The 20486-nt window shown below is 66.3% G+C and carries 16 protein-coding genes; 10 read left to right on the top strand and 6 right to left on the bottom strand.

All coding sequences use genetic code 11. From position 1 onward, the window contains the following. The first annotated feature begins 263 nt into the window (after nucleotides 1-263). Genes D3226_RS12765 through mnhG form a run of 6 tightly spaced genes read left to right on the top strand, consistent with a single transcriptional unit; the run spans nucleotide 264 to nucleotide 6583 of the window. Complete coding sequence (locus D3226_RS12765; RefSeq protein WP_237462812.1) at nucleotides 264-3140, top strand: Na+/H+ antiporter subunit A; 2877 nt, start codon at nucleotides 264-266, stop codon at nucleotides 3138-3140. Continuing rightward, nucleotides 3140-3691: a Na(+)/H(+) antiporter subunit C gene (locus D3226_RS12760; protein WP_202382966.1), complete on the top strand. Its 552-nt coding sequence runs from the start codon at nucleotides 3140-3142 to the stop codon at nucleotides 3689-3691. The genes D3226_RS12765 and D3226_RS12760 overlap by 1 nt, the downstream gene beginning before the upstream one ends. Beyond that, a complete protein-coding gene (locus tag D3226_RS12755) occupies nucleotides 3688-5352 on the top strand; it encodes a Na+/H+ antiporter subunit D (protein WP_202382965.1) in 1665 nt (554 codons plus the stop codon). The genes D3226_RS12760 and D3226_RS12755 overlap by 4 nt, the downstream gene beginning before the upstream one ends. Then, complete coding sequence (locus D3226_RS12750; RefSeq protein WP_202382964.1) at nucleotides 5345-5905, top strand: Na+/H+ antiporter subunit E; 561 nt, start codon at nucleotides 5345-5347, stop codon at nucleotides 5903-5905. The genes D3226_RS12755 and D3226_RS12750 overlap by 8 nt, the downstream gene beginning before the upstream one ends. Beyond that, entirely contained in the window at nucleotides 5902-6216 is a 315-nt protein-coding gene (locus D3226_RS12745; RefSeq protein ID WP_202382963.1) for an MrpF/PhaF family protein, read from the top strand. Before D3226_RS12750 ends, D3226_RS12745 begins: the two co-directional genes overlap by 4 nt. Next, nucleotides 6209-6583: a monovalent cation/H(+) antiporter subunit G gene (gene mnhG / locus D3226_RS12740; protein WP_202382962.1), complete on the top strand. Its 375-nt coding sequence runs from the start codon at nucleotides 6209-6211 to the stop codon at nucleotides 6581-6583. The genes D3226_RS12745 and mnhG overlap by 8 nt, the downstream gene beginning before the upstream one ends. 39 nt (nucleotides 6584-6622) lie before the next feature. On the opposite strand, the gene D3226_RS12735 is transcribed toward mnhG, so the two are convergent. From D3226_RS12735 to aceB, 4 genes are all read right to left on the bottom strand, one after another. Beyond that, nucleotides 6623-8578, bottom strand: coding sequence for an ATP-binding protein (locus tag D3226_RS12735; RefSeq protein ID WP_202382961.1), 1956 nt, complete (start codon nucleotides 8576-8578; stop codon nucleotides 6623-6625). Then, on the bottom strand, nucleotides 8575-10488 hold the full coding sequence (locus tag D3226_RS12730) for an HSP90 family protein (protein ID WP_202382960.1): 1914 nt from the start codon (nucleotides 10486-10488) through the stop codon (nucleotides 8575-8577). The genes D3226_RS12735 and D3226_RS12730 overlap by 4 nt, the downstream gene beginning before the upstream one ends. An 11-nt stretch (nucleotides 10489-10499) precedes the next feature. Continuing rightward, nucleotides 10500-10988: a type III secretion system chaperone family protein gene (locus D3226_RS12725; RefSeq protein WP_202382959.1), complete on the bottom strand. Its 489-nt coding sequence runs from the start codon at nucleotides 10986-10988 to the stop codon at nucleotides 10500-10502. Between the two features lie 124 nt (nucleotides 10989-11112). Further along, on the bottom strand, nucleotides 11113-12765 hold the full coding sequence (aceB, locus tag D3226_RS12720) for a malate synthase A (RefSeq protein WP_202382958.1): 1653 nt from the start codon (nucleotides 12763-12765) through the stop codon (nucleotides 11113-11115). 151 nt (nucleotides 12766-12916) lie between these two features. Between aceB and D3226_RS12715 the strand changes: the two genes are divergently transcribed. The 4 genes from D3226_RS12715 (at nucleotide 12917) to D3226_RS12700 (ending at nucleotide 16407) form a co-directional block, all read left to right on the top strand. Continuing rightward, complete coding sequence (locus D3226_RS12715) at nucleotides 12917-14407, top strand: XRE family transcriptional regulator (protein ID WP_202382957.1); 1491 nt, start codon at nucleotides 12917-12919, stop codon at nucleotides 14405-14407. Nucleotides 14408-14533: 126 nt separating this feature from the next. Continuing rightward, nucleotides 14534-14998 carry an FHA domain-containing protein gene (locus D3226_RS12710; protein ID WP_337248992.1) on the top strand — a complete coding sequence of 155 codons (465 nt, stop codon included), beginning with the start codon at nucleotides 14534-14536 and terminating at the stop codon, nucleotides 14996-14998. 1 nt (nucleotide 14999) lies between these two features. Next, entirely contained in the window at nucleotides 15000-15677 is a 678-nt protein-coding gene (ftsR, locus tag D3226_RS12705; protein WP_202382956.1) for a transcriptional regulator FtsR, read from the top strand. A gap of 148 nt (nucleotides 15678-15825) precedes the next feature. Next, on the top strand, nucleotides 15826-16407 hold the full coding sequence (locus D3226_RS12700; protein WP_202382955.1) for a MerR family transcriptional regulator: 582 nt from the start codon (nucleotides 15826-15828) through the stop codon (nucleotides 16405-16407). A 104-nt stretch (nucleotides 16408-16511) separates the two neighbouring features. Here D3226_RS12700 and D3226_RS12695 read toward each other — a convergent pair whose 3' ends face one another. Both D3226_RS12695 and D3226_RS12690 read right to left on the bottom strand, forming a co-directional pair. Continuing rightward, nucleotides 16512-17351 carry an AAA family ATPase gene (locus D3226_RS12695; protein WP_202382954.1) on the bottom strand — a complete coding sequence of 280 codons (840 nt, stop codon included), beginning with the start codon at nucleotides 17349-17351 and terminating at the stop codon, nucleotides 16512-16514. Between the two features lie 157 nt (nucleotides 17352-17508). Continuing rightward, entirely contained in the window at nucleotides 17509-20184 is a 2676-nt protein-coding gene (locus D3226_RS12690) for a M1 family metallopeptidase (protein ID WP_202382953.1), read from the bottom strand. Nucleotides 20185-20486 lie beyond the last annotated feature (302 nt).

Genomic DNA, 20486 nt, shown 5'->3' with positions numbered 1-20486 from the left:
TTTTATAGGGAGGGTTGCACTTGTTGGTCACCAGTGATGGTGGCTTGCGGGTGTGGCCCTCCCTTTTTTTGACCCCAAAAATTGGTGGGTGTCATGTCCGCACCTCTCCTCGTATCGGACAGTGAGACTGTAGTCCGCTTTCGGGTCAATTCGACGCGCCGTTCTCGGGAGAACCCTCAGGCAAAGCCATCGCTTTCCGATACCATAAATGAGGAAATAGACGACGACCTCAGTACGGAAGTGGGCCGCCTATGGGTGCGATGATGAGTGTGTTGCTCGTTCTCGCCCTCGCCGCCCCTGCCGCCTATCCACTGGTTCGTCGCGTTAGCCGCAACGGCTTCTTCGCGCTGTCTGGTGTGCTTGCGCTTGCCTTCGTAGCTCTGCTGGTGCTTGCTCAGCCCGTATTCGGGGGAGCGGTGCTGACAGAGTCCCTGCCGTGGGTGCCACAGCTGTCGCTGACGCTCACGTTCCGTCTCGACGTCCTGTCGGCACTGTTCGCGCTCTTGGTCACTGGCGCGGGCTCTCTCGTACTGCTCTACTGTGCGCGCTACTTTGATGAGGGTGAAGCGGGCCTTCCTCGTTTCGCAGCCGTGTTCATGGGCTTCGCGATGTCGATGCTTGGCCTGGTGCTCGCTGATGATGTCTTCCTGCTCTTTGTGTTCTGGGAGGGGACGACGATCTTCTCCTTCCTGCTCATCGGCCATGTGACACGACTGCGCACCTCGAACGCCGCCGCACTGCAGGCGCTGATCGTCACGACGCTCGGTGGCCTCGCGATGCTCGTTGGATTTGTGATCCTCGCTCACGCCGCAGGAAGCTCGTTGCTCTCGGACATCGTCGCCGCCGCGCCCACCGGACCGGCGGCCGTGACCGCGGTGTTCTTGGTCCTCGCCGGCGCACTCTCGAAATCCGCGATCTTCCCCTTCCACTTCTGGCTTCCCGGCGCAATGGCTGCGCCGACTCCCGTGAGCGCGTACTTGCACGCCGCCGCGATGGTGAAGGCAGGCGTCTACATGATTGCCCGGCTGAATCCGGGCTTCTCGGAAGTAGTCGGCTACCGCGAGGCGCTCGTGATCCTGGGCGCCATCACGATGCTGAACGGTGGCATCCGTGCGCTGAAGCAGTACGACATCAAGCTCATCGTCGCGCACGGCACCGTGAGCCAACTCGGTCTGCTCATCATGGTGTTTGGCGTCGGTGATCCTCGGGCAAGCTTCGCGGGCCTCGCGCTGCTCTTTGCGCACGCCCTCGCGAAGGCGCCGCTCTTCCTTGCCGTGGGCGCAATTGACCACGCTGCGGGAACTCGCGACCTTCGGAAGCTCAGTGGCCTGGGTCGGCAGCTTCCGGCACTCGCAGTCATCACCATCATCGCTGCTGCGTCGATGGCCGGTGTCCCGCCGTTCATCGGCTTCGTCGCGAAAGAGGCAGCGTTCACTGAACTGCTTGATCTTGCGCAGGATGAGCCGCTCGCGGGGCTCGCCTTCGGCGTTGCCGTGCTCGGAAGCATACTGACCGTGGCGTACATGGCGCGCTTCTTGTGGGGCGCGTTCGCACGCAAGCCCGGTGTTGCCGACTGTGGTCTCGCGCATCGCCCAGAGATCGTCTCGCTGTCGGTTCCCGCGGTCTTTGCGGCGCTGACGGTGCTCGGCGGCCTCCTCGCGCCCGCTGTCGACTCGGTGCTCCAGCGCACCGTGACCGGGGGAGCGACGCCGGAACACCTCGCGCTTTGGCATGGCTTCACTCCCGCCCTCGGCGCCTCCGCCGCGGTGCTGGTGCTCGGCGGTCTGCTCGGCGTGCTGCTCTCCCGCCCAGGCCTCCGGATGCCCGCGCTGCCCGATCGCTTCTCCGCCTCGCACGCGTACTGGCTGGTCACGCATCGTGTCGATAGCATCGCTGTCCGTGTGACGTCACTCACCCAGCGCGGCTCGCTCCCGTTCTACCTCGCGGTGATCCTCATCGTCCTCGTGCTGACGCTCGGCGGTGCGATCCTCACGACCGCTGAGTGGCCGGAAGAAGTCACCCTCGTGACCTCCCCAGTACAGGTGCCGATCGCGCTCATCATGATCGTTGCCGCACTGTTCAGCCTTCGCGCACGCACGCGCTTCCAGTCAGTCGTGCTCGTGGGCATCACGGGCTACGGGATGGCGGCGATCTTTGCCATGCACGGCGCCCCGGACCTCGCGCTCACGCAGGCGCTCGTCGAGACGGTCACGCTCATCGCATTCGTGCTCGTTATCCGTCGACTGCCGCAGCGCATCGGCTCGCCTCCATCAAAACGCGTGCGTTGGGGCCGCGCTCTGATTGGTATCTCGGTCGGTCTCGTCATCGGCGCTTTCGCGGTCATCGCGCTGGGTTCTCGGATCGCGGAGCCGATTTCGCTCCAGCTCCCGGAGATGGCGTATGCCGGCGGCCACGGCGCGAACACGGTGAATGTCATGCTCGTGGATATTCGCGGCTGGGACACCATGGGTGAGCTCTCCGTGATCCTCGCTGCCGCGACCGGTGTGGCCTCCCTAGTGTTCTTGAACACGCGCGCGGACCTCCGCCCGAAGCTGCGGCGCCGCGACGCGCGGAGCCAGGCGCAGGCGCATCTTCTGCATGTCGCGGATCCGAACCACCCGGCCAGCCGGGTGTCCTGGTTGCTTGCAGGTCGCCAGCTGAACCCTGCACGCCGATCGATTATTCTCGAGGTCGTCGTGCGTCTGATCTTCCACGCGCTGATCATTCTTTCGATCTATTTGCTCCTCACCGGACACAACACTCCGGGCGGCGGCTTCGCTGGCGGGCTGGTCGCTGGGCTCGCGCTCGTCGCACGCTATCTTGCAGGCGGCCGGCACGAGCTTGGGGCGACTGTGCCGCTTGATGCCGGTCGCATCCTCGGGGTGGGCCTCGCGCTTGCAGTCTCGATGGCAATCCTGCCCATGTTCTTCGGCCAGTCCGCGCTTGCCTCCGCCTGGATCGATGTGGATCTCGGCCCGTTCGGAACGCTCCCGCTGGTGACCTCCACGCTGTTTGATATCGGCGTCTACCTCGTTGTGTTCGGTCTGATCCTTGACGTGCTGCGCAGCCTCGGTGCTGAGATCGACGAGCACGAGGAAGCTGAGGCGAACTCGTTCGTGGATGAGGAGGTGAACCGCTGATGACGATGCCGCTGGTTCTCGTGGTCGTGATGGTGGTGCTCTACGCCTGCGGCGTGTATCTCATGCTTGACCGCACGCTCACCCGTCTGCTGCTCGGCTTTCTGCTTGTCGGCAACGCGACCAACCTGCTCATCTTCTTGATGTCAGGCTCGTTCGGCACCGCGCCGCTCGTTGGCGCGGGCCCCGCGGACGAGATGAGCGACCCGCTCCCGCAGGCGTTTATCCTCACCGCGATTGTGATCACCTTCGGGGTGAGTGCCTTCCTGCTGGCGCTGATCTACCGCTCCTGGCGACTCGCGCAAGACCGCACGGACACCGTGCGCGACGACGATGGGGATCTCGAGCTTGCGGACGCCGACGAGCTCAGCTCTGACGAGGTCACGGAGGAAGATCTGGCGGATACTCCGGACTACACCGACGATGATGACCTTACCGAGGACGGCCAGGCGGTGGGATACGCGGTTCCGATCCCGGGCGTCGATGTTCGCCCAATTGATGCGCCCGGGGCCGGCCCCGACGGTGGCAGCTTCCCCGTGGAGGATCGCCGATGACCGCGCTTGTTCCCCTCGTTGTCTTGATTCCGCTCGCGAGCGCCGCGCTGGCGCTCGCGGTGCCGGGGCATCGTCGGCTGCAGCAGGGCATCACCCTCGTCGCGCTCAGTTCCGTGCTCGTCTTGAGCGGCACGCTGATGTGGCTGGTCGATGCCCACGGCGCTCTGGTCATGGAGGTGGGCGGCTGGGCAGCTCCGTTTGGGATCGCGCTCGTGGTGGACCGCGTGTCCGCGCTGATGCTCGCGGTGTCTTCTGTCGTGCTGCTGGGCGTCTTCCTCTTCTCGATCGGGCAGGGCCTCGCTGACGGAGACGAGGATACTCCCGTCTCGATCTATTACCCGACCTATCTCGTGCTGGGCGCGGGCGTCTTCAACGCGTTCATCGCTGGCGACCTCTTCAACCTCTACGTCGGCTTCGAGATCCTGCTCGTGGCGAGCTACGTGCTCATCACCCTCGGCGGCACCGCGCAGCGGATCCGCGCGGGTGTCACGTACGTGGTGGTGTCGCTGGTCTCCTCCGTGCTCTTCCTGGCCGCGATCGCGCTGATCTACGGCGCCACCGGCACGGTGAATATGGCGCAGTTGACGGTGCGTATCGCTGAGCTCCCGAGCGAAGTGCAGTTGCTTCTCAACCTGATGCTGCTGATCGCGTTCGGCATTAAGGCTGCGGTGTTCCCGCTGTCGTTCTGGCTGCCGGACTCGTATCCCACGGCTCCGGCACCCGTGACCGCCGTGTTCGCTGGTTTGCTCACGAAGGTCGGCGTCTACGCGATCATCCGCAGCCAGACTCTGTTGTTCCCCACCTCAAGCGTGGACACCGTGCTCCTCGTGGTCGCGGGCCTCACGCTTATCGTCGGCATTCTGGGTGCGGTCTCGCAGCTCGACATCAAACGCCTCCTCTCGTTCACGCTGATCAGCCACATCGGCTACATGATCTTCGGTATCGGGATGGCGAACGCCGCCGGCTTCGGCGCCACGATCTTCTACATCGCGCACCACATTATTGTGCAAACGACGCTGTTCCTCGCGGTCGGTCTGATGGAGCGCCACGGCGGCACGACTTCACTCTCCGGGCTCGGAGGCATGCTCCGCACAGCCCCGGTCATCGCGGTGCTGTTCTTTATCCCCATGCTGAACCTGGGCGGCATTCCGCCCTTCTCCGGCTTCATTGGCAAGCTCGGCCTCTTCACCGTGGCTGCGGATCTTGCGACCCCCGGTGCGTATTGGTTGATGGGGATCGGCGCACTCGTCTCGCTCCTCACGCTGTACGCGCTTGCCCGCGCGTGGGTGTTCGCGTTCTGGCGCCCGCGCCGACGCGCGGAGGCGGAAAGCCGCAGCACGCGGAAGCCGAGCACCGAGGCGATGATGCTGCGCGAGCGCGAAGAAGCGCTCTTTGAGCAGCTCCACGACGCGCCCGACGCATCACCGCAGCAGGAGCAGAAGGAGATTCCGCGGTTGATGATTGCGGCGACGACCGGAATGGTGGTCGTGAGCGTCGGCCTGACCGTGTTCGCCGGTCCGTTGTACGCGTACGCTGATCGTGCGGGCGAGAACATGGCCGAGCCGGGTCGCATGGTCGAGCTGGTACTCGGGGATACCCCGGGGCAGCTCGGCGGCGGCTCGGGTGATACGCGACCGGGAGGGGAGACGACTCATGACTGAGACACCTGCACCCCGCGCCGCGCGGAGAGTCGCGCTTGGCGTCCGCTTGCACGAGCTGCCCCTGCTGGTCGGCCTCGTGGCACTCTGGATGATGCTGTGGCACGAGGTGTCGCTCTTGTCCGTTGTGAGCGGCATCGTCGTCGCGATCCTGGTCATGCGTGTGTTCTATCTACCGCCGGTGGAGCTCGCCGGGCGCTTTAATCCTTGGTACGCGCTGCGCTACTTGGGCTTCTTCTTTTGGAACCTTGCGCATGCGTCCTGGCAGGTGGCCTACTTGTCGATCCGGCCGGGGCCGCCGCCGCCCACTGCGATTATCGCGGTGAAGCTCAGCACCCGCAACGACTTCATTCTCACCGTGGTGGGCCTCACGATCTCGCTCATCCCGGGGTCGCTCGTGGCCGAGGTCGACCGGTTTGAATCGACGCTCTACCTGCACGTACTGAACACGCCCACCCAGCGCGCAATCACGAAGATGCGACACGATGTGCGCCACATCGAGCGTCTCCTCATCCTGACGCTGGGGTCGAAGCAGGAGATCGGAGCGCTGCGATGAGTCTCGTCACCACCGCGCTGCTGATCGGAGCAGGAATCGGCCTCACCGCGACCGCGCTCGCTGCGATTGTGCGTATTGTTCGCGGACCCACGATCCTCGACCGAATGGTCGCCTCCGATGTGCTGCTCACCACGCTCATGCTGGCGGTGGGCACCGACATGGTGGTGCGCGGCCACACGGACTCGATCGCGCTGATGACCGTGATTGCGGCGACCGCGACATTCGCCACGATCGTTGTGGCGCGATTTGTGAAGCGACGCGCAGAGCAGCCGCTGCCCGAGGAACCAACGGAAGGGGCCGGCCATGTCTGATCTCGCACTGTGGGAACAGCTGATGGATCTCGCAGCCGTCGTGTGCGTGTTCCTCGCCGCTGTGCTCTCAGTCGCGGCGGGAATCGGGCTCCTCCGCTTTCCAGACGTGCTGAGCCGGCTCCACGCTGCGACGAAGCCGCAGATCTTCGGCCTGCTGCTCATCATCGCGGCGATCGCGCTCGACCAGCGTTCGTTCCCCACACTGCTCGCGCTCGTTCCGGTGTTCGTGTTCCAGTCGCTGACCGCGCCGGTTGCCGCTCACATGGTGGGACGTGCCGCGTACCGCACGAGGCAACTTGATGCGAACTCGCTCGTGGTCGACGAACTCGGCCCCGCAATCGAGCGCAGCGACACGCTCTACGGCTAGGGCGGGGCAGTGCGCGGGCCGAGCCCGCGCACCGTCTTCCTAAAGCTCGGCGATGAGCTGCTCGGCCCGCTCGTCCTGACCGCTTGCGCGGAGCAGCTCGATCAGCTCGCTCGCGACCTCGGCACGCGCGTCGCGGCTTCGGGCGATCGTGAAGCCCTCGAACGCTGACTCGAGTGCCCACACCGCCTCGCCGGTTGCGCCTGCTTCACGCTGGAGCTTTCCGGCGAGCCAGAACGCGTGTGCCGCGTCGCCGATGCGTCCGAGCTGCGCGTATTCCTCACCGGCGAGGCTGGCCTCGGAGAGCGCACGTTCAGCAGTCAGGCCCGCCGGGCGCTGCGCAGGGAGCGCTGCGCTGATGGAACGGGCCAGTGTGTCGCGCAGCTCCGCCCGCTGCGCGATCCATGCGAGACGTCGACGTTCTGCGAGCTCCTCAGTCATATCGGAGCCGTCGAACTCGCCGTATTCGCTGAGTTCGTCTGCGGTCGCGGTGAGGTGGCCGGTGGCATCGCTCATGCGAGCCGCGACGGGCGCCCACGCGGTGAGCACAGCGACTCGAACCTCGGGCTCCGCCTCACCGGCACGAAGGCGCGGCAGCGCCGCTGCGAAGAGCGCGTGTGCCGCCTCCTCGTCCTGGTCCTCCGCCGCATGCTGCGCGGCCTCGGCGTACGCGATCCCCGCTCGCCCGAGCCACCCCTCGCGCTCGAGGAGCTCTGCGGCAGACGCGTATCCGCGTGCCGCCTCGCCGTGCTGTCCCCGCGATGCGAGCGTCTCGGCATGAGCAAGCGCCGCGGCGCTCTCGGGTGCCCGGCCCGCTCCGTCCACTTCATCACCGACAGCCGTCGTACCAGTCGCCGCTGCCTCGACGGCGACCTCGGGCGCTGCAGTCACGGTCGGCACGGCGGTGCTCCCGATGACGGAGGCGGACTCCGGAAGCTGCGCGGCGACACGCTGCGCAGCAAGTGACCGATCGATGTGTTCGGCGTACATGCGGGTGCCGTTGCGGGCATCGAGTGGCCCCGCGAGTCGCTGTGCTGCGGCGAGCACCCACGCGTGGAGCTCGGCAACCGTGCGCCACTCGGGCTCGGCAAACCCGGTTTCGAGCTCGCCACGATCAAGATTTGCGGAGAGCCCCGCGAGGACGCCAACGTAGAAGCGAAGATGCAGCGCTGGGCTGGCGCCCTTCCGCAGCGCGTCTGGGTAGTCGCTGCGGAGGATCCGGAGGGCCTGCTCAATGCGGCCACCACGCGCGAGCATCTCGAACCCGTGGCCGCGCGCGGCCGGAAAATCGGTGATGTCGCCGTCGTCTGCGGCAACGGCCTGCTTGTGCACTCGCTCCGCTGCGACGGGATCCCCCTCGAGAAGCAGGGCGAGCGAGAGGGCGTAGCGCGTGCGTGCCGGCTCCAGGTTGCAGCGATCCTGTTGCGTCTGTCCCAGGGTCACTGCCTCGGCCGTGCGCTCGGAGTCAACAAAGAAGTCAACCTGCTGGCCGATCGTGCACGCCGCGCAATCCTCGAACTCGTCTCGCAGTCCGGTGATCCACGCGATCCGTTGCACCTCGGCATCGGGCCTTCCGGCGTGCCAAGCCCACCTGAACCAACTCATGCGCACGGAGGAGAGCCCGTGCCCGGCAAGAGTGAAGCGCCGCTCCATGTCCGCGAGGAACGCCTCTGCCTGGGGCGCGGTGATTTGCGGGTACTCCGAGAGGTCGGAGGCCACCCACTTAAACTCCCAGAACAGGTTCTGCTCGTCCGACGCGTCGAAGAGTTCGGGGCTCTCGTCCCACAGCCGGAGTGCGCGTGCGAATACCACGAAGGACTTTGCGCCCTCATCCGCGAAGGAGTAGGCCTCGACGAGATCGAGGAGCGCCTCAGCGAGGTACTCCTTCGGGCCCTCCGTCTCAATGCGTCGGGTGAGCGCCTCCGCGGTGGCGGTACGGGCGGTGCCGTAGGGCATGCGCCGAACGCTGGCGAGCTCGCGAGCGATGTCTTCGGTCACGGTGAGTCCTCCTGTGCAGGATCGTCGGGGGAGTGCGTGGGATCGGGGCGAGCGGCGGCCGACGGTGAGTCGGTCCCCCCGGCGGGTTCGACGACTGGTGCGAGGGCCGAGTCGAGCAGCACTCCCAGTGCGCCGGCGAGCGCCGCGGATTCGGCGCTGCGGAGGCCTTCGCCGGCGAGCATGACGGCGGAGAGGTAGAGCGATCGGAGCCCAGCAGCGAACACCTCGCCCCGCGGCGCCGCGAGCAGTCGTCTCGCGACGGCCGAGTCGTCGTTGAGGACCAGCGTTCGGCTGCGCTCAGGCCCGTTCTCCGCGAACGCATCGAGGAGGCCGCCCCAGAGATCTGGTGACGCCTCACGCTCTCGGTCGCGGTCGCGGCGGTGCTCGCCCTCCGAGTCGCGCAACAGAATCGCGGGCACCGCTTCGGGCGCAAACGTGCGAACAATGACATCGCAGTCGTCGTCCGTCAGCAGCTCGCGCGCGTGCGCAACCGCCTCAGAGACCTGCCACTCGCGCTCCAGCGACGGCACACCGAGCGTGTGCACAAGATCGGCGCTTTCGAGTTCGCGCACGCGCCACCCGGGCCGTCGGCCCAAACGGTCGAGCAGATCAGCATCGTAGACGTACCCGGCGTTCAGCACGATGAGTCCCTGCGCGCGTGCGACCGCGGCGACCCGACGATAGGCCTCGGTCGTGGTCGTGTACACGATCTCCGCGCCATCCGCCCCGAGCTCGGCGAGCGTACGCGGTCCGTCGGTCGTTTCGAAGGGGAGGATCTGTGCGATGAGGTCGAGCATCTCAGGGTCGGTGAGCGCCAGCCCTCGGAGCGCGAGGTGGTGCGTGCGAATCACCGCACGCGCGAGCTGTGACTCGCTCGCCAGTTCGGCAAGCGCCCACTGCTTCAGTTGCCCGCCGATGGCCTCGCGCACGCCAAGAAGCACCTCGTCGTCGTGCAGCTGTTCGCGTGACGCCGTGGGTGAGAGCGTATCCGTGTCGAGCACGGCGCGCACGAAGAACGACCACTCGGGAAGCACGCGGTCGACACGCGGTCCCAGGAGCATGCGCTTCATGTAGACCCGGTGCTGGCCAGCGCCCGGTGATACCGCCTGCGGGAGGATGAATGCGACACCGCTCACCCCGGCGAGCTCAAGCTCGAGATCGATGGCGCCGAGCGGTGTGAAGCCGAAAGTGCGCTCGCAGTACGCGGAGAGCGCCTGCTCACGCTCCCTGGTGCGTGCGTACTCCACGCGCCAGGGCAGCTCAGGCTCGGTCACGCGCACCCAGGCGTCGCCCGCGTCATCGATCGCAGCTCGCACCGCGATGTCGAAGGGGAGGAGCGAACCATACTCGCGGGCGAGCGCAAGTACAGTGTCGTGGCTGAGCCAGTGCCCCGCATCTGCCCGTGCCGTGAGGCGCACGCGAGTGCCGACGGGAACGGTTTCTGTTCCCGCCGGCAACTCTGCAACGTCGAAGGTTCCTTCGGCTCGTCCCTCCCAGCGAATTGCTGGCGCCCCGGGCTCAATGGAGCGCGAGATCACCTCGATCCGATCTGCGACCATGAACGCAGCGAGCATGCCGATGCCGAACTGGCCGATGAACTCGGCGCGGCCGAGCCCGAAGTCAGCGTCGCGCTTCGACGAGCGGCCGATGGTCGCGAGGAGCTCTGCCGCCTGCTGAGCGGTGAGCCCCACGCCCGTATCGACCACCTCGAGTGTTTCGCGCCCAGCTTCGTCGCGCCCCGCTGTAATGCGGATGTGCGCTGGCGCCGCTGCGTCGTGTTCACGGCGCGCGGTAACCGCGTCGACGCCGTTCTGGATGAGCTCGCGCAGGTAGACCTGCGGGCCAGAGTAGAGGTGTCGGGAGAGAAGGTCGACCATCCCGGAGAGGTCAACCTGGAACCGTTCGGTCATAGTGCTGCGGCTTAGTCCTCAGGCTTGTACTCGGCCCAGGTGGCCGGGAAGACCTCGTTGAGGTGCTCGTAGAACGACATGCCAGTGTTCACCGCGCAGAGCAGCTGCTGGTCAAGCTGACCATCGGTGATGCCCTGCTCGTAGTCGACGTTGTGCTCCGTGTGCACGCGCACCAGGCCCTCGTCGTCCAAGCGGGCGTACGTCTTCGGCCAGAGCTTCTCCGCGTTCCAGCTGTTGCAGGCCTCGATGGCCTGAGCGAGCTCGTCGGCTTTGAGCTTTCCGCGCCAGCTGCCGCGGATGCACAGCAGCTCCTCTTCCTTGCCGCTCAGGAAGAAGAAGAACGAGGCGTACTCCCAGCCGCCCCCAATGTCACCGTCTGAATCGACACTGTACGACCAGCCTGCGCGCTCGAGGCCCGCCTTGATCCGATCCTTGGAGATAGGGGAGAGCGCGTCACCGCCGCCTCCGGTGGGGGTGCTGTCCTTCGTGAAGAATCCCATGTTCGTACTGTCCTCTCGTGGGGATCGTGTTCTTCGAGGATGGCACATGCCACCGACACAGGAAAATGCGCGGCGCCTCCGAATCTCCGCAGATTCGAAGGCGCCGCGCGGGAACTCTGAGACTTTACGCGTCGACGAGGTAGCGGCTGTACGCCGGAACCGTGAGGAACGTGGGGAAGTCGTCGCCGAGCGCGACATCCGCGAACAGTTCGGCAGCGTCGTCGAAGCGGTCGCCCGCGAAACGCTCAAAGCCGGCGACCGTGTCGCGGAGGATCTCGGACACCCACTCACGGGTGATCCGCGTGCCCTCAGCGGTCGACTGATCCTGATGGATCCACTGCCAGATCTGCGAGCGGCTGATCTCTGCGGTCGCAGCATCCTCCATCAGATTGTCGATCGCCACCGCGCCGTTGCCGCGCAGCCAGGCCTCGATGTAGCGGAGCCCGATCGAGACGTTCTCCCGCACGCCGGCCTCGGTGATCTCGCGCCCGATGTGCACGTCGAGCAGCTGTGCCGCGGTCACCTCAACATCGTCGCGCTGGCGCTCAACCTGGTTCGGGCGCTCGCCGAGCACCGCGTCAAACTCTGCCTGTGCCACCGGAATCAGGTCGGGGTGCGCCACCCAGGTGCCGTCGAAGCCGTCGCCAGCTTCGCGCTGCTTGTCCGCACGCACCTTCTCCTCGGCACGCGCGGTCACCTCCGCGTCGCGCCGGTTCGGGATGAATGCACTCATGCCCCCGATCGCGTGTGCGCCGCGCTTGTGGCAGGTCTTCACGAGCAGCTCGGTGTAGGCCCGCATGAACGGCACGGTCATCGTGACCTCGCTGCGGTCCGGCAGCACGAAGCGTGCGCCGCGACCGCGGTAGTTCTTGATGATCGAGAAGATGTAGTCCCAACGCCCGGCATTCAGCCCAGCGATGTGGTCTCGCATCACGTAGAGAATCTCTTCCATCTCAAACGCTGCCGGCAGCGTCTCGATGAGTACCGTCGCGCGGATCGTTCCGTGCGCGAGCCCCAGCTGCTGCTCGGTGAAGGTGAAGATGTCGTCCCACAGCTTCGCCTCCTCGCTCGACTCAAGCTTCGCAATGTAGAAGTAGGGGCCGCGGCCACGCGAGACCAGCTCCTGCGCGTTATGGAATGCGTAGAGGCCGAAGTCGACGAGGCTGCCCGACGCTGCGCCCGACTGTCCCTGTGCGTCGGTGAAGCGCATGTGCTTCTCGACGAGGTGCCAGCCGCGAGGCCGCATCACGATCGTCGGCGTGGTCTCCGCGGTGATGCGGTACTCCTTGCCCTCCGGGCTCGTGTACTCAAGCTGGCCGCGGATCGCGTCAAAGAGTGACAGCTGGCCGCCAATGACGTTCTTCCACGTGGGGCTGGTCGCGTCTTCCTGATCAGCGAGCCACACCTTCGCGCCCGAGTTCATCGCGTTGATGGTCATCTTCGGGTCGGTCGGGCCGGTGATCTCCACGCGGCGGTCCTCCAGGCCGGGGCCCGCTCCGGCAACCTGCCAGTTCGCATCTTCGCGAATCTGGCGGGTGTCCTCGCGGAACTTCGGGTCGCGGCCGTTGCCGATCTCGTAGCGCCGACGCTGGCGATCTGCGAGCCGCTCGTGGCGGGTGCTCGCGAAGCGGTGGTGCAGCTCCGTGAGGAATGCGAGTGCCGGGGCGGTGAGGATCTCTTCGCTGCGTGCGAAGGGGCGGCCGGTGACCTCGATGCGGGGACCGAAGGAGGAGGTGGCGGTCTGCGACTGCTGCGGGGCCGCCTGCGTGGTGGTCATGATGCGTCCTTTGAAGTGAAGTGGCTCCCACGATGGAGCTTGGCTACTTCCATCTTTGGGCCTCCGGAACCCCTAAGGGAGGGCATTTAGGGGGAGAATATTCGCAGAATTTCTGCTTGCTGAAAGAATGTGGAGGTGAGAGGCTGTGTGCATGACGTCACTCGCCACCCCGCTCACGCCCGCAGTCGGCTTCGATACAGAGCCTGAAGACGGGGGAGACGCGCTGACGCTCGGCCGCCGTGTCCGTGAGCGACGCACCGAGCGAGGGATGACGCTCGAGCAGCTCGCCGCCGCAGTTGACCGCGCTCCCTCGCAGCTCTCCGCGATCGAGAACGGCAAGCGCGAGCCCCGGCTGCCCCTGCTCCGCGCGCTCGCCGCAGCGCTCGGCGTCACAGTGGACGAACTGCTCATCGACGAGGCTCCCAGCGAGCGAGCAGCGCTCGAGATTGCGGTCGAGCGTGCCCAGCGCGGCACGGTCTTCGGGTCGCTCGGCATTCAGCCGATTCGGGTCTCGAAGGCAACAAGCGACGACACGCTGAAGGCCATTCTCGGACTGCACCAGGAGGTGGAGCGGCTGCACCGGGAGCGCGCTGCAACGCCCGAGGAGGCGCGTCGCGCGAACACGGAACTCCGAGCGGAGATGCGTGTTGCCGGCAACTACTATCCCGAACTCGAGCGGGCGGCCTCGCAGCTGCTGGATAGTGTCGGCTACACGGGCGGCCCCGTGTCGCAGCAGACCACCTCGAATGTCGCGGAGAAGTTGGGCTTCAGTCTCCACTATGTGTCGAACATGCCGCACTCCACCCGATCCGTCATTGACCGGCGCAATGGGCGCATCTATCTGAGCAGCAATCTCCCGTCGCGGGATGCGCGCGCGCCAATCCTGCGCGCCCTTGCGAGCCTCGTCTGCGGGCACGAAGAGCCGCGCAGCTACGGCGACTTCCTGCGTCAGCGGGTGGAGGCGAACTATCTCGCCGGTGCGGTGCTACTGCCAGAGGAAGCCGCGGTGGAGCACCTTGCCGCAGCGAAGAAGCAGCGACAGATCTCGATGGAAGATCTGCGCGACGCGTTCGGCGTCTCGTACGAAATGGCGGCACACCGCTTCACGAACCTCGCAACTGAACGACTCGACCTCCAGGTGCATTTCATGAAAGCGCACGAGTCGGGCACCCTTATCAAGGCGTATGAGAACGACGGGGTTCGTTTCCCCTCCGATGCGCTGGGCAACTTCGAGGGCGCGATGGTGTGCCGCAACTGGACGGCGCGCACAATTTTCAGTCAGCCGGATCGCTTCAACCCCTGGTACCAGTACACGGACATGGCGGCGGGGGGCACCTACTGGTGCACCTCGCGAGTTGAGAAGGCCAAAGAAGGGCTCTACTCCGTGAGCGTGGGGGTGCGCTTCGAGGACGTGAAGTGGTTCCGCGGCCGAGAGACCCCGCACCGCTCACAGTCGTTCTGCCCCGATGATCGCTGCTGCCGGCAGGCGTCAACCGAGCTCACCACGAAGTGGGAAGCTGCGGCTTGGCCCGAGGCGGCAACCCCGACGAGTCTCCTCGCCGCGTTGCCAACGGGAACCTTCCCGGGCGTCGACTCGAATGAGGTCTATGCGTTTTTGGAGCAGAACGAGCGCAGCTCATAGCACGCCGCGCCGCTCTCGGCCGTGAATTCGCTCGGCGGGGTGCGCCGCGCCCGTCGGCTGCGATAGCGTAGAGGGACTGAGCCGACTGGCTCACCGAAGCCCCGAGCAGTAGGAGTGGGTGAGCACGTGAACACCGAGAATCACGCCCGTCGCGCCGACCACACGGAGGTGCGTGCAACGCAGCAGTTCCGCGAAGACCTGGGAGCGATGATTCGCTCGCGAGCGACCGACTTGTCGATCGACGAGCGCGAGGCCGTCGAGGCGCTGCCCTCGGGAGCGGCGCTGCTGGTGGTGCGTCGCGGACCGGACCTCGGTGCCCGCTTCCTGCTGGACCAGGAGGTCACGGTCGCCGGTCGTCACCCAGCGGTCGATATCTTCCTGGACGACGTGACGGTGTCGCGCCGCCACGCAGAGTTCCGCCGCTCGGGCACTACGTTCACGGTTGCCGACAAGGGCTCGCTGAACGGTACGTTCTGCGACGGCGAGCGCATCTCGGGTGAGGTCGTGCTCGAGGACGGCGTCGAGGTGCAGGTGGGCAAGTTCCGCTTCACCTTCTTCGCTTCGCGGTTCGACCTCGCAGAAGGCGCGTGAGATGACGGGCGCGGCAGCACGCCAGCCCGTTTCCGGTCTCCTCAGTATTGGACAGGTGCTGAGCCTGCTCGCGGACGACTTCGCGGACCTTTCACCCTCGAAGCTGCGCTTCCTTGAGGAGCAGGGCCTTGTCGCCCCCGAGCGTACGAAGTCGGGCTACCGAAAGTTTTCGCAGACTCACATCGAGCGACTCCGCTTGATTCTGACCCTCCAGCGGGATCACTACCTCCCACTCAAGGTCATCGCTGAGGTGCTCGAAGAGTTGGATCAGGGCCGCGACCCGATCATCCCGGGGGCCGCCCGTCGGAGCGCGTCAAGCATCCTGTCCCCGAAGCGGGTACTGAGCGCCGACGAGCTGTGCCGGTCGACCGGCGCGAGCACTCGGTTCTTGGGAGAAGCGATCGCGGTGGGTTTGCTTCCCGCGGCAGAGGTCTTTCCGCATGATGCGGTCGCCCAGCTCACTGCGCTGATGCGCCTGGCGGAGCGCGGCATCACACCGCGTCACCTCCGATCGGTGCGCGTGGAGGCTGAGCGTGAGGCGGAGCTCATTACCCGCGCCGCCTCGACGCGCGGTGTGAAGAGCGGCACACCTGCCGGTGACGAGGAAGCGCTGGAGTTCGCCGGCTACCTCGACACGGTGCGGTCCGGCGTGTTGCGGCGGGCAATTTCCGGGGCCTAAATCGGGTCAGATCCGCACCGTTTCAAGCTTCGCGATTGCGGGCTCGGCGACACGGTGAAAATGACGGCTCGGGGTCGTTGCACGGGGCAGTGCCTGTGGGTAGCGTTGTTGAAGTTGGGCGCGCTCGCGTCCCCGGGAAAGGAACGCCATGAAGGACACGCAGCACCCGTTCGGGGAAGACGGTTCTTCGCAGACGCTCGGGGAATCCATCGCGGACGATCTGCTGTTTGATGATGGCCTTCCACGCCCCAATCAGGATGGTGGCTTCAAGGGCGCAACCGCAGCGCGCGCCGCTGGCATCACTTACCGTCAGCTTGACTACTGGGCCCGGACCGGGCTCGTTGAGCCCACGGTGCGGGGAGCCGCAGGATCGGGATCGCAGCGTCTCTACGGTTTCCGCGACATTCTCGTGCTGAAGCTCGTGAAGCGCCTGCTCGACACCGGCATCTCGCTGCAGCAGATTCGCACCGCCGTGGCGCAGCTCCACGAGGCCGGCGTGCACGATCTGTCACAGACCACGCTGATGAGCGATGGCGCCGGCGTGTACCTCTGCACCTCGAGCGACGAGGTCATCGACCTGGTGAGCCGTGGACAGGGCGTGTTCGGCATCGCTGTGGGGAAGGTGCTGCGCGAAGTGGAGACCTCTCTCGTAGACATGGACGAGCACCGCGAACAGGCCGCATCGGTCGACGAGCTCGCTGAGCGTCGCGGCAGCCGCAAGATCTCCTAGAGCTTTCCCGGCGTTGCTCCTCCGCGGCGCCGGTGTTGTCTCTCCGACAATGAAGAAGCCCCCTGCCACGGCAGGGGGCTTCTTCGTTGTGCGAGTGTGTGCGCCTAGTCGGTGACCGTGGTCGCCTGTGCGGGGGCCTTGCCCGAGCGGGTCGCGTCCATGCCTGCGCTGCGCAGCACACGGTCCAGGATGAGGTCGAAGTTGCCAGCCATTTCCTGCGACTGCTCGCCGGGCCACATGTGCACGGGCTTCGCCGCGCCCTGCGCCTGCTGCAGAGAGGGACGCTCGGGGAGCTGAGGGGTCAGCACGAGGGGGCCGAACATCTCACGGAGCTCGCGAATGCGGAACTGGTGTTCCATCGACTGCGGCTGCGTGCGGTTGATGAGAATGCCGAGGGGCTGCAGCCGGGGGCTCACGCCGCGGCGGATCTCCTCGATGGCGCGGAGCGCACGGTCCGTCGCCGCAACGGCGAACAGGCTGGGCTCAGCAACCACGAGCACGCGATCACTCGCTGCCCAGGCCGTGCGGGTCAGCGCGTTCAGCGACGGTGCGCAGTCGATCAGTACGAGGTCGTACTCAGACTCGACGACCGCAAGCGCTTCCTCGAGCTTCCAGATGTCGCGCGCAGACGGGTGGGGGCCGTCGAAGTTGATGGAGGACGGGCTGCCGACCATGAGGTCGATCGTGCCGCCCTCGTGGTAATCGTTCCAGCCGCTGTGCGCGATCGCTGCGCGCACGGTCTTCTCCTTGGGGCTTTCGAGAACGTCTGCGACGTTCAGGAAACCTTCCGGGTTCACCGCGAGACCGGTGGACACATCGGACTGCGGATCAAAGTCCACAACGAGGGTCCGCAGGCCGCGCGAAAACGCTGCCGAAGCGAGGCCGAGGGTCACGGTGGTCTTGCCGACTCCGCCCTTGAGGGAACTCACACTCAATACATGCACAGGACGAGTTTAGTCGATCTGGGCTGGGCGCGAGCTAGTGCGAGGAAAACATGCTCGCGGAGAGCGGAATTTCCCCGTCGCGACGGGCGAAACGCAGCGGGGCCGCGGGAGCAGCGTATTGCTGCACTCCCGCGGCCCCGCCGCGCCAGGGTACCCGCTAGGCCGTCACGCGTCGCCTCCGCGCCGCGATCAGCACACCGCCAGCGAGGAGCAGTGTGGCTGCCAGCGCCACAGCCGCGAGCGGTGCGGCCGAACCGGTGGTTGCGAGACCGCCCTGTTCGATCAGGATCGGGCCCCACCCGATCACCGCGCCATCCGCGTGCGCGGCCGCGAGACGATGCTCACCCAATTCCGTGTTTGCCGGAATTGTGAGACGCACGTCGCCCTTCGCGTCGACGCGCAGTGTGCCGAGGTGGGTGGGGGAAGAGAACAGCCAGCCCTCGATCTCAGTGCCCGCGAGCGCACGGCCCACGTGCACAGTGATCTGCTCACCCGGGTGCGCCTTTCCGGGGAACGTGATCTTGCCGAGGAGCGCTGCCGTGAGGGCCGACTCGGCCGGCGGAACGGGGTCGGTGGCGCCGGGGTCGGTTCCTGGGTCGGTTCCCGGGTCGGTGCCCGGATCTGTTCCTGGATCCGTGCCCGGGTCCGTCGCGGCCGCGACCTGTGCGGTCGGGTCACTCGTCACGGTCACGGGGAGGAACCGCTCCTTGGTGCCCGTCACGGTGACGGTGACCGTCTTCCCGAGCGCCGCCTCGTCGAGCTCCAGGGTGGCACCGTGTGCGCCAGCGACGTCCGCCCCGTCGATGGCCCACTGGTAGCTCAGCGTGGCGCCAGCGAGCCAGCCGTCGGTCTTCGCGGTGAGCGTCTCACCGACGCGGGCGAGCCCGGCGACCGTCGGCTTCGGGGCGGGGGACACGGGATACTCGTCGACCGCGAGCTCGGTGCTGCACTCGGCGCAGGTGCCGCCAAGCGTTGCGACCCGGGCCTCGGCGGTGATGCTGCCACCGGAGGCCGTGTCGCTCACCGTCGCCGCGAAGCTCAGTTCAGCCGTCGCGCCGGGCTCGGTTGCGGGCACCTGCCAGCTCAGCGTGGTGCCGTCGAGGGTCAGCCCCGCGGGCAGCTGATCGAGCTCTGCGGATTCGAGCAGCGACTGCGCGTCGACCGTGATGACTGAGCTCGCGAGGGGAACGAGCCCCGTGTTCTTGGCGCTGAGCGTGTACTCCACCCGGTCGCCGCGCTCGAGTCGCTCGGTGCGCTCGGGGGTGGCGAGCGTGGCCGTGAGCTTCTCGGGCCAGGCCGGCTTCCCCGCCTTCATCACCCAGTCCTGCCAGAACGCGTCGAGGTCGCGGCCCGAGAGTTCCTCTGCGAGTGCCTGAAGCTCCGCACCAGAAACGCTCTGCCCACCGTAGCGGTTCTGCCACTCGAGCACGATGGCGAAGTACGCCTCATCGCCCACGCTAATCTTCAGCGCCTCCCAGAACTGCGCGCTGCGCGTGTACGTCTGGTAGCCATACAGCAACGCCGAGTCGTTCTGGGCTCCCGGGGGAATGAGCCACTGCGGAGCACCCGCCGGGGTTCGGTTCCAAGACTCGAAGTAGCTCTGTTCAGTGGACCTGCCCGTGCCGAATCCCGCGGCGCTGTTGTAATGGGTGGGGCCCCAGGTTGCCATGCCCTCCGCGATCCAGATATCGGTCCAGTTGGTGGGCGACACGTTGTCGCCGTACCACTGGTGCACCAGCTCGTGAATGAGCGTGTTTCCGCCGACTGAATTCGCGGACGGGAAGAACGAGCGGTCCTGCGTCTCGAGCGCGTAGTTGATCTCTCGCGGCACGCTGTCGACCACCACGCCGGTGCTGTTGCCCGGGTACGGGCCGTAGACCTTCTCGAGGTTCTGGGTGATCTGCTGCAGCTGACCGAGCCGGTTCCGCACGATATTCTTGTCGGCGTCGGAAAGCTTCGAATCAATGAACGACCAGCTCGGGATCGTGCGGCCATCGCTGAGCTGCACGCTGCCCTCGATGATGTCGAAGCGGCCGATGCCGATGATCGCGAGCTCGGACGCCATCTGCTTCTCCTGCACCCACTTCCAGGTGGTGCGGTTGCCGTCTGGTGACGGCGTGCGCGACGCAAGCTCGCCATTGCTGACGGCCGCCGCGGGCATGGGGTCGGAACCGTTCGCTGCGGAAAGGGTGGTCGGAATGTCGACGGTGAAGGTGTAGCTCGCCTTATCGGCCGGGGTGTTGTTGTGCGGGTACCCAGCCATCATGCCGATCGGCTGGCCCAGCAGCATAGCGCCGTCGCTCGTGGCGCTCCAGCCTTCCGCGGCCCCGTCCTTGTCAATGTGTGTGACCGGGACGCCGTGATAGGTGACCGTCGTGGTGAATTCACCAGACACTGGGGTCTTCGGCGTGACGATGAGCTTGAACTTGATGGCGTCGGCATCAACGTCGCGCGACCAATCGGCAGCTACGCCGTTGACCAGCACGGAGTCAACCTCCATGCCCTCGAAGTCGAGCGAGAAGGAGCGGAGCGGCTGCTCGGCGCGCGCAGTCATCGTGGTGGTCGCAGTATCGATGCGTCCAGACACGAGCGAGGTGGTCTGTACCTCGTCGGGCGTCCACGCGAGCGCGACATCGTAATTGAGAGCGTCGTAGCCGCCGTTGCCGACGTTGGGTACAACGCTGTCGCCTGAGGTCCGTGGACCATCGATGGCGTCGGCCGCGAACGCGCCGGCCGCGGGGAATGCAAGCAGGCCAGCGGTGAGCGCAAGGACTGCGGTAGTGGCAAGGGAGCGGCGCGCACGCACGCCACCTCCCGGTGTGGTGGGGGTCATGTGTTCCTTCGACGGTGGAGGGACAGAGATATAGCTGCATGATCAGCGGTGATCGAGACGCAGCTCCCGACCCAGAGTAGTTGGGCCGAGCCACCCCCGGAAGACGGGACCCTCGCAGAGGCTCTGCAGCCCTCCAGTCCCAATCTGGAGCGAGAGCGCCCCACGCAGACTCATCAGCTGCGGACACGGTGCGTCGCAGATCCTGCGGTATTCCGCGCGTGATCCGCATGAGCATGTATCTTGATATCGAACGAATCGCGCGGTCTGGGCAACCGGCGACGAGCCGATTGACAGAGAGGTAC

The organism is Leucobacter chromiireducens subsp. chromiireducens, from assembly GCF_016758255.1.
In the GTDB taxonomy this organism is placed as follows: domain Bacteria; phylum Actinomycetota; class Actinomycetes; order Actinomycetales; family Microbacteriaceae; genus Leucobacter; species Leucobacter chromiireducens.
Note: the sequence above shows the minus strand (reverse complement) of the source record. Positions and strands in the feature narration are given on the sequence as shown.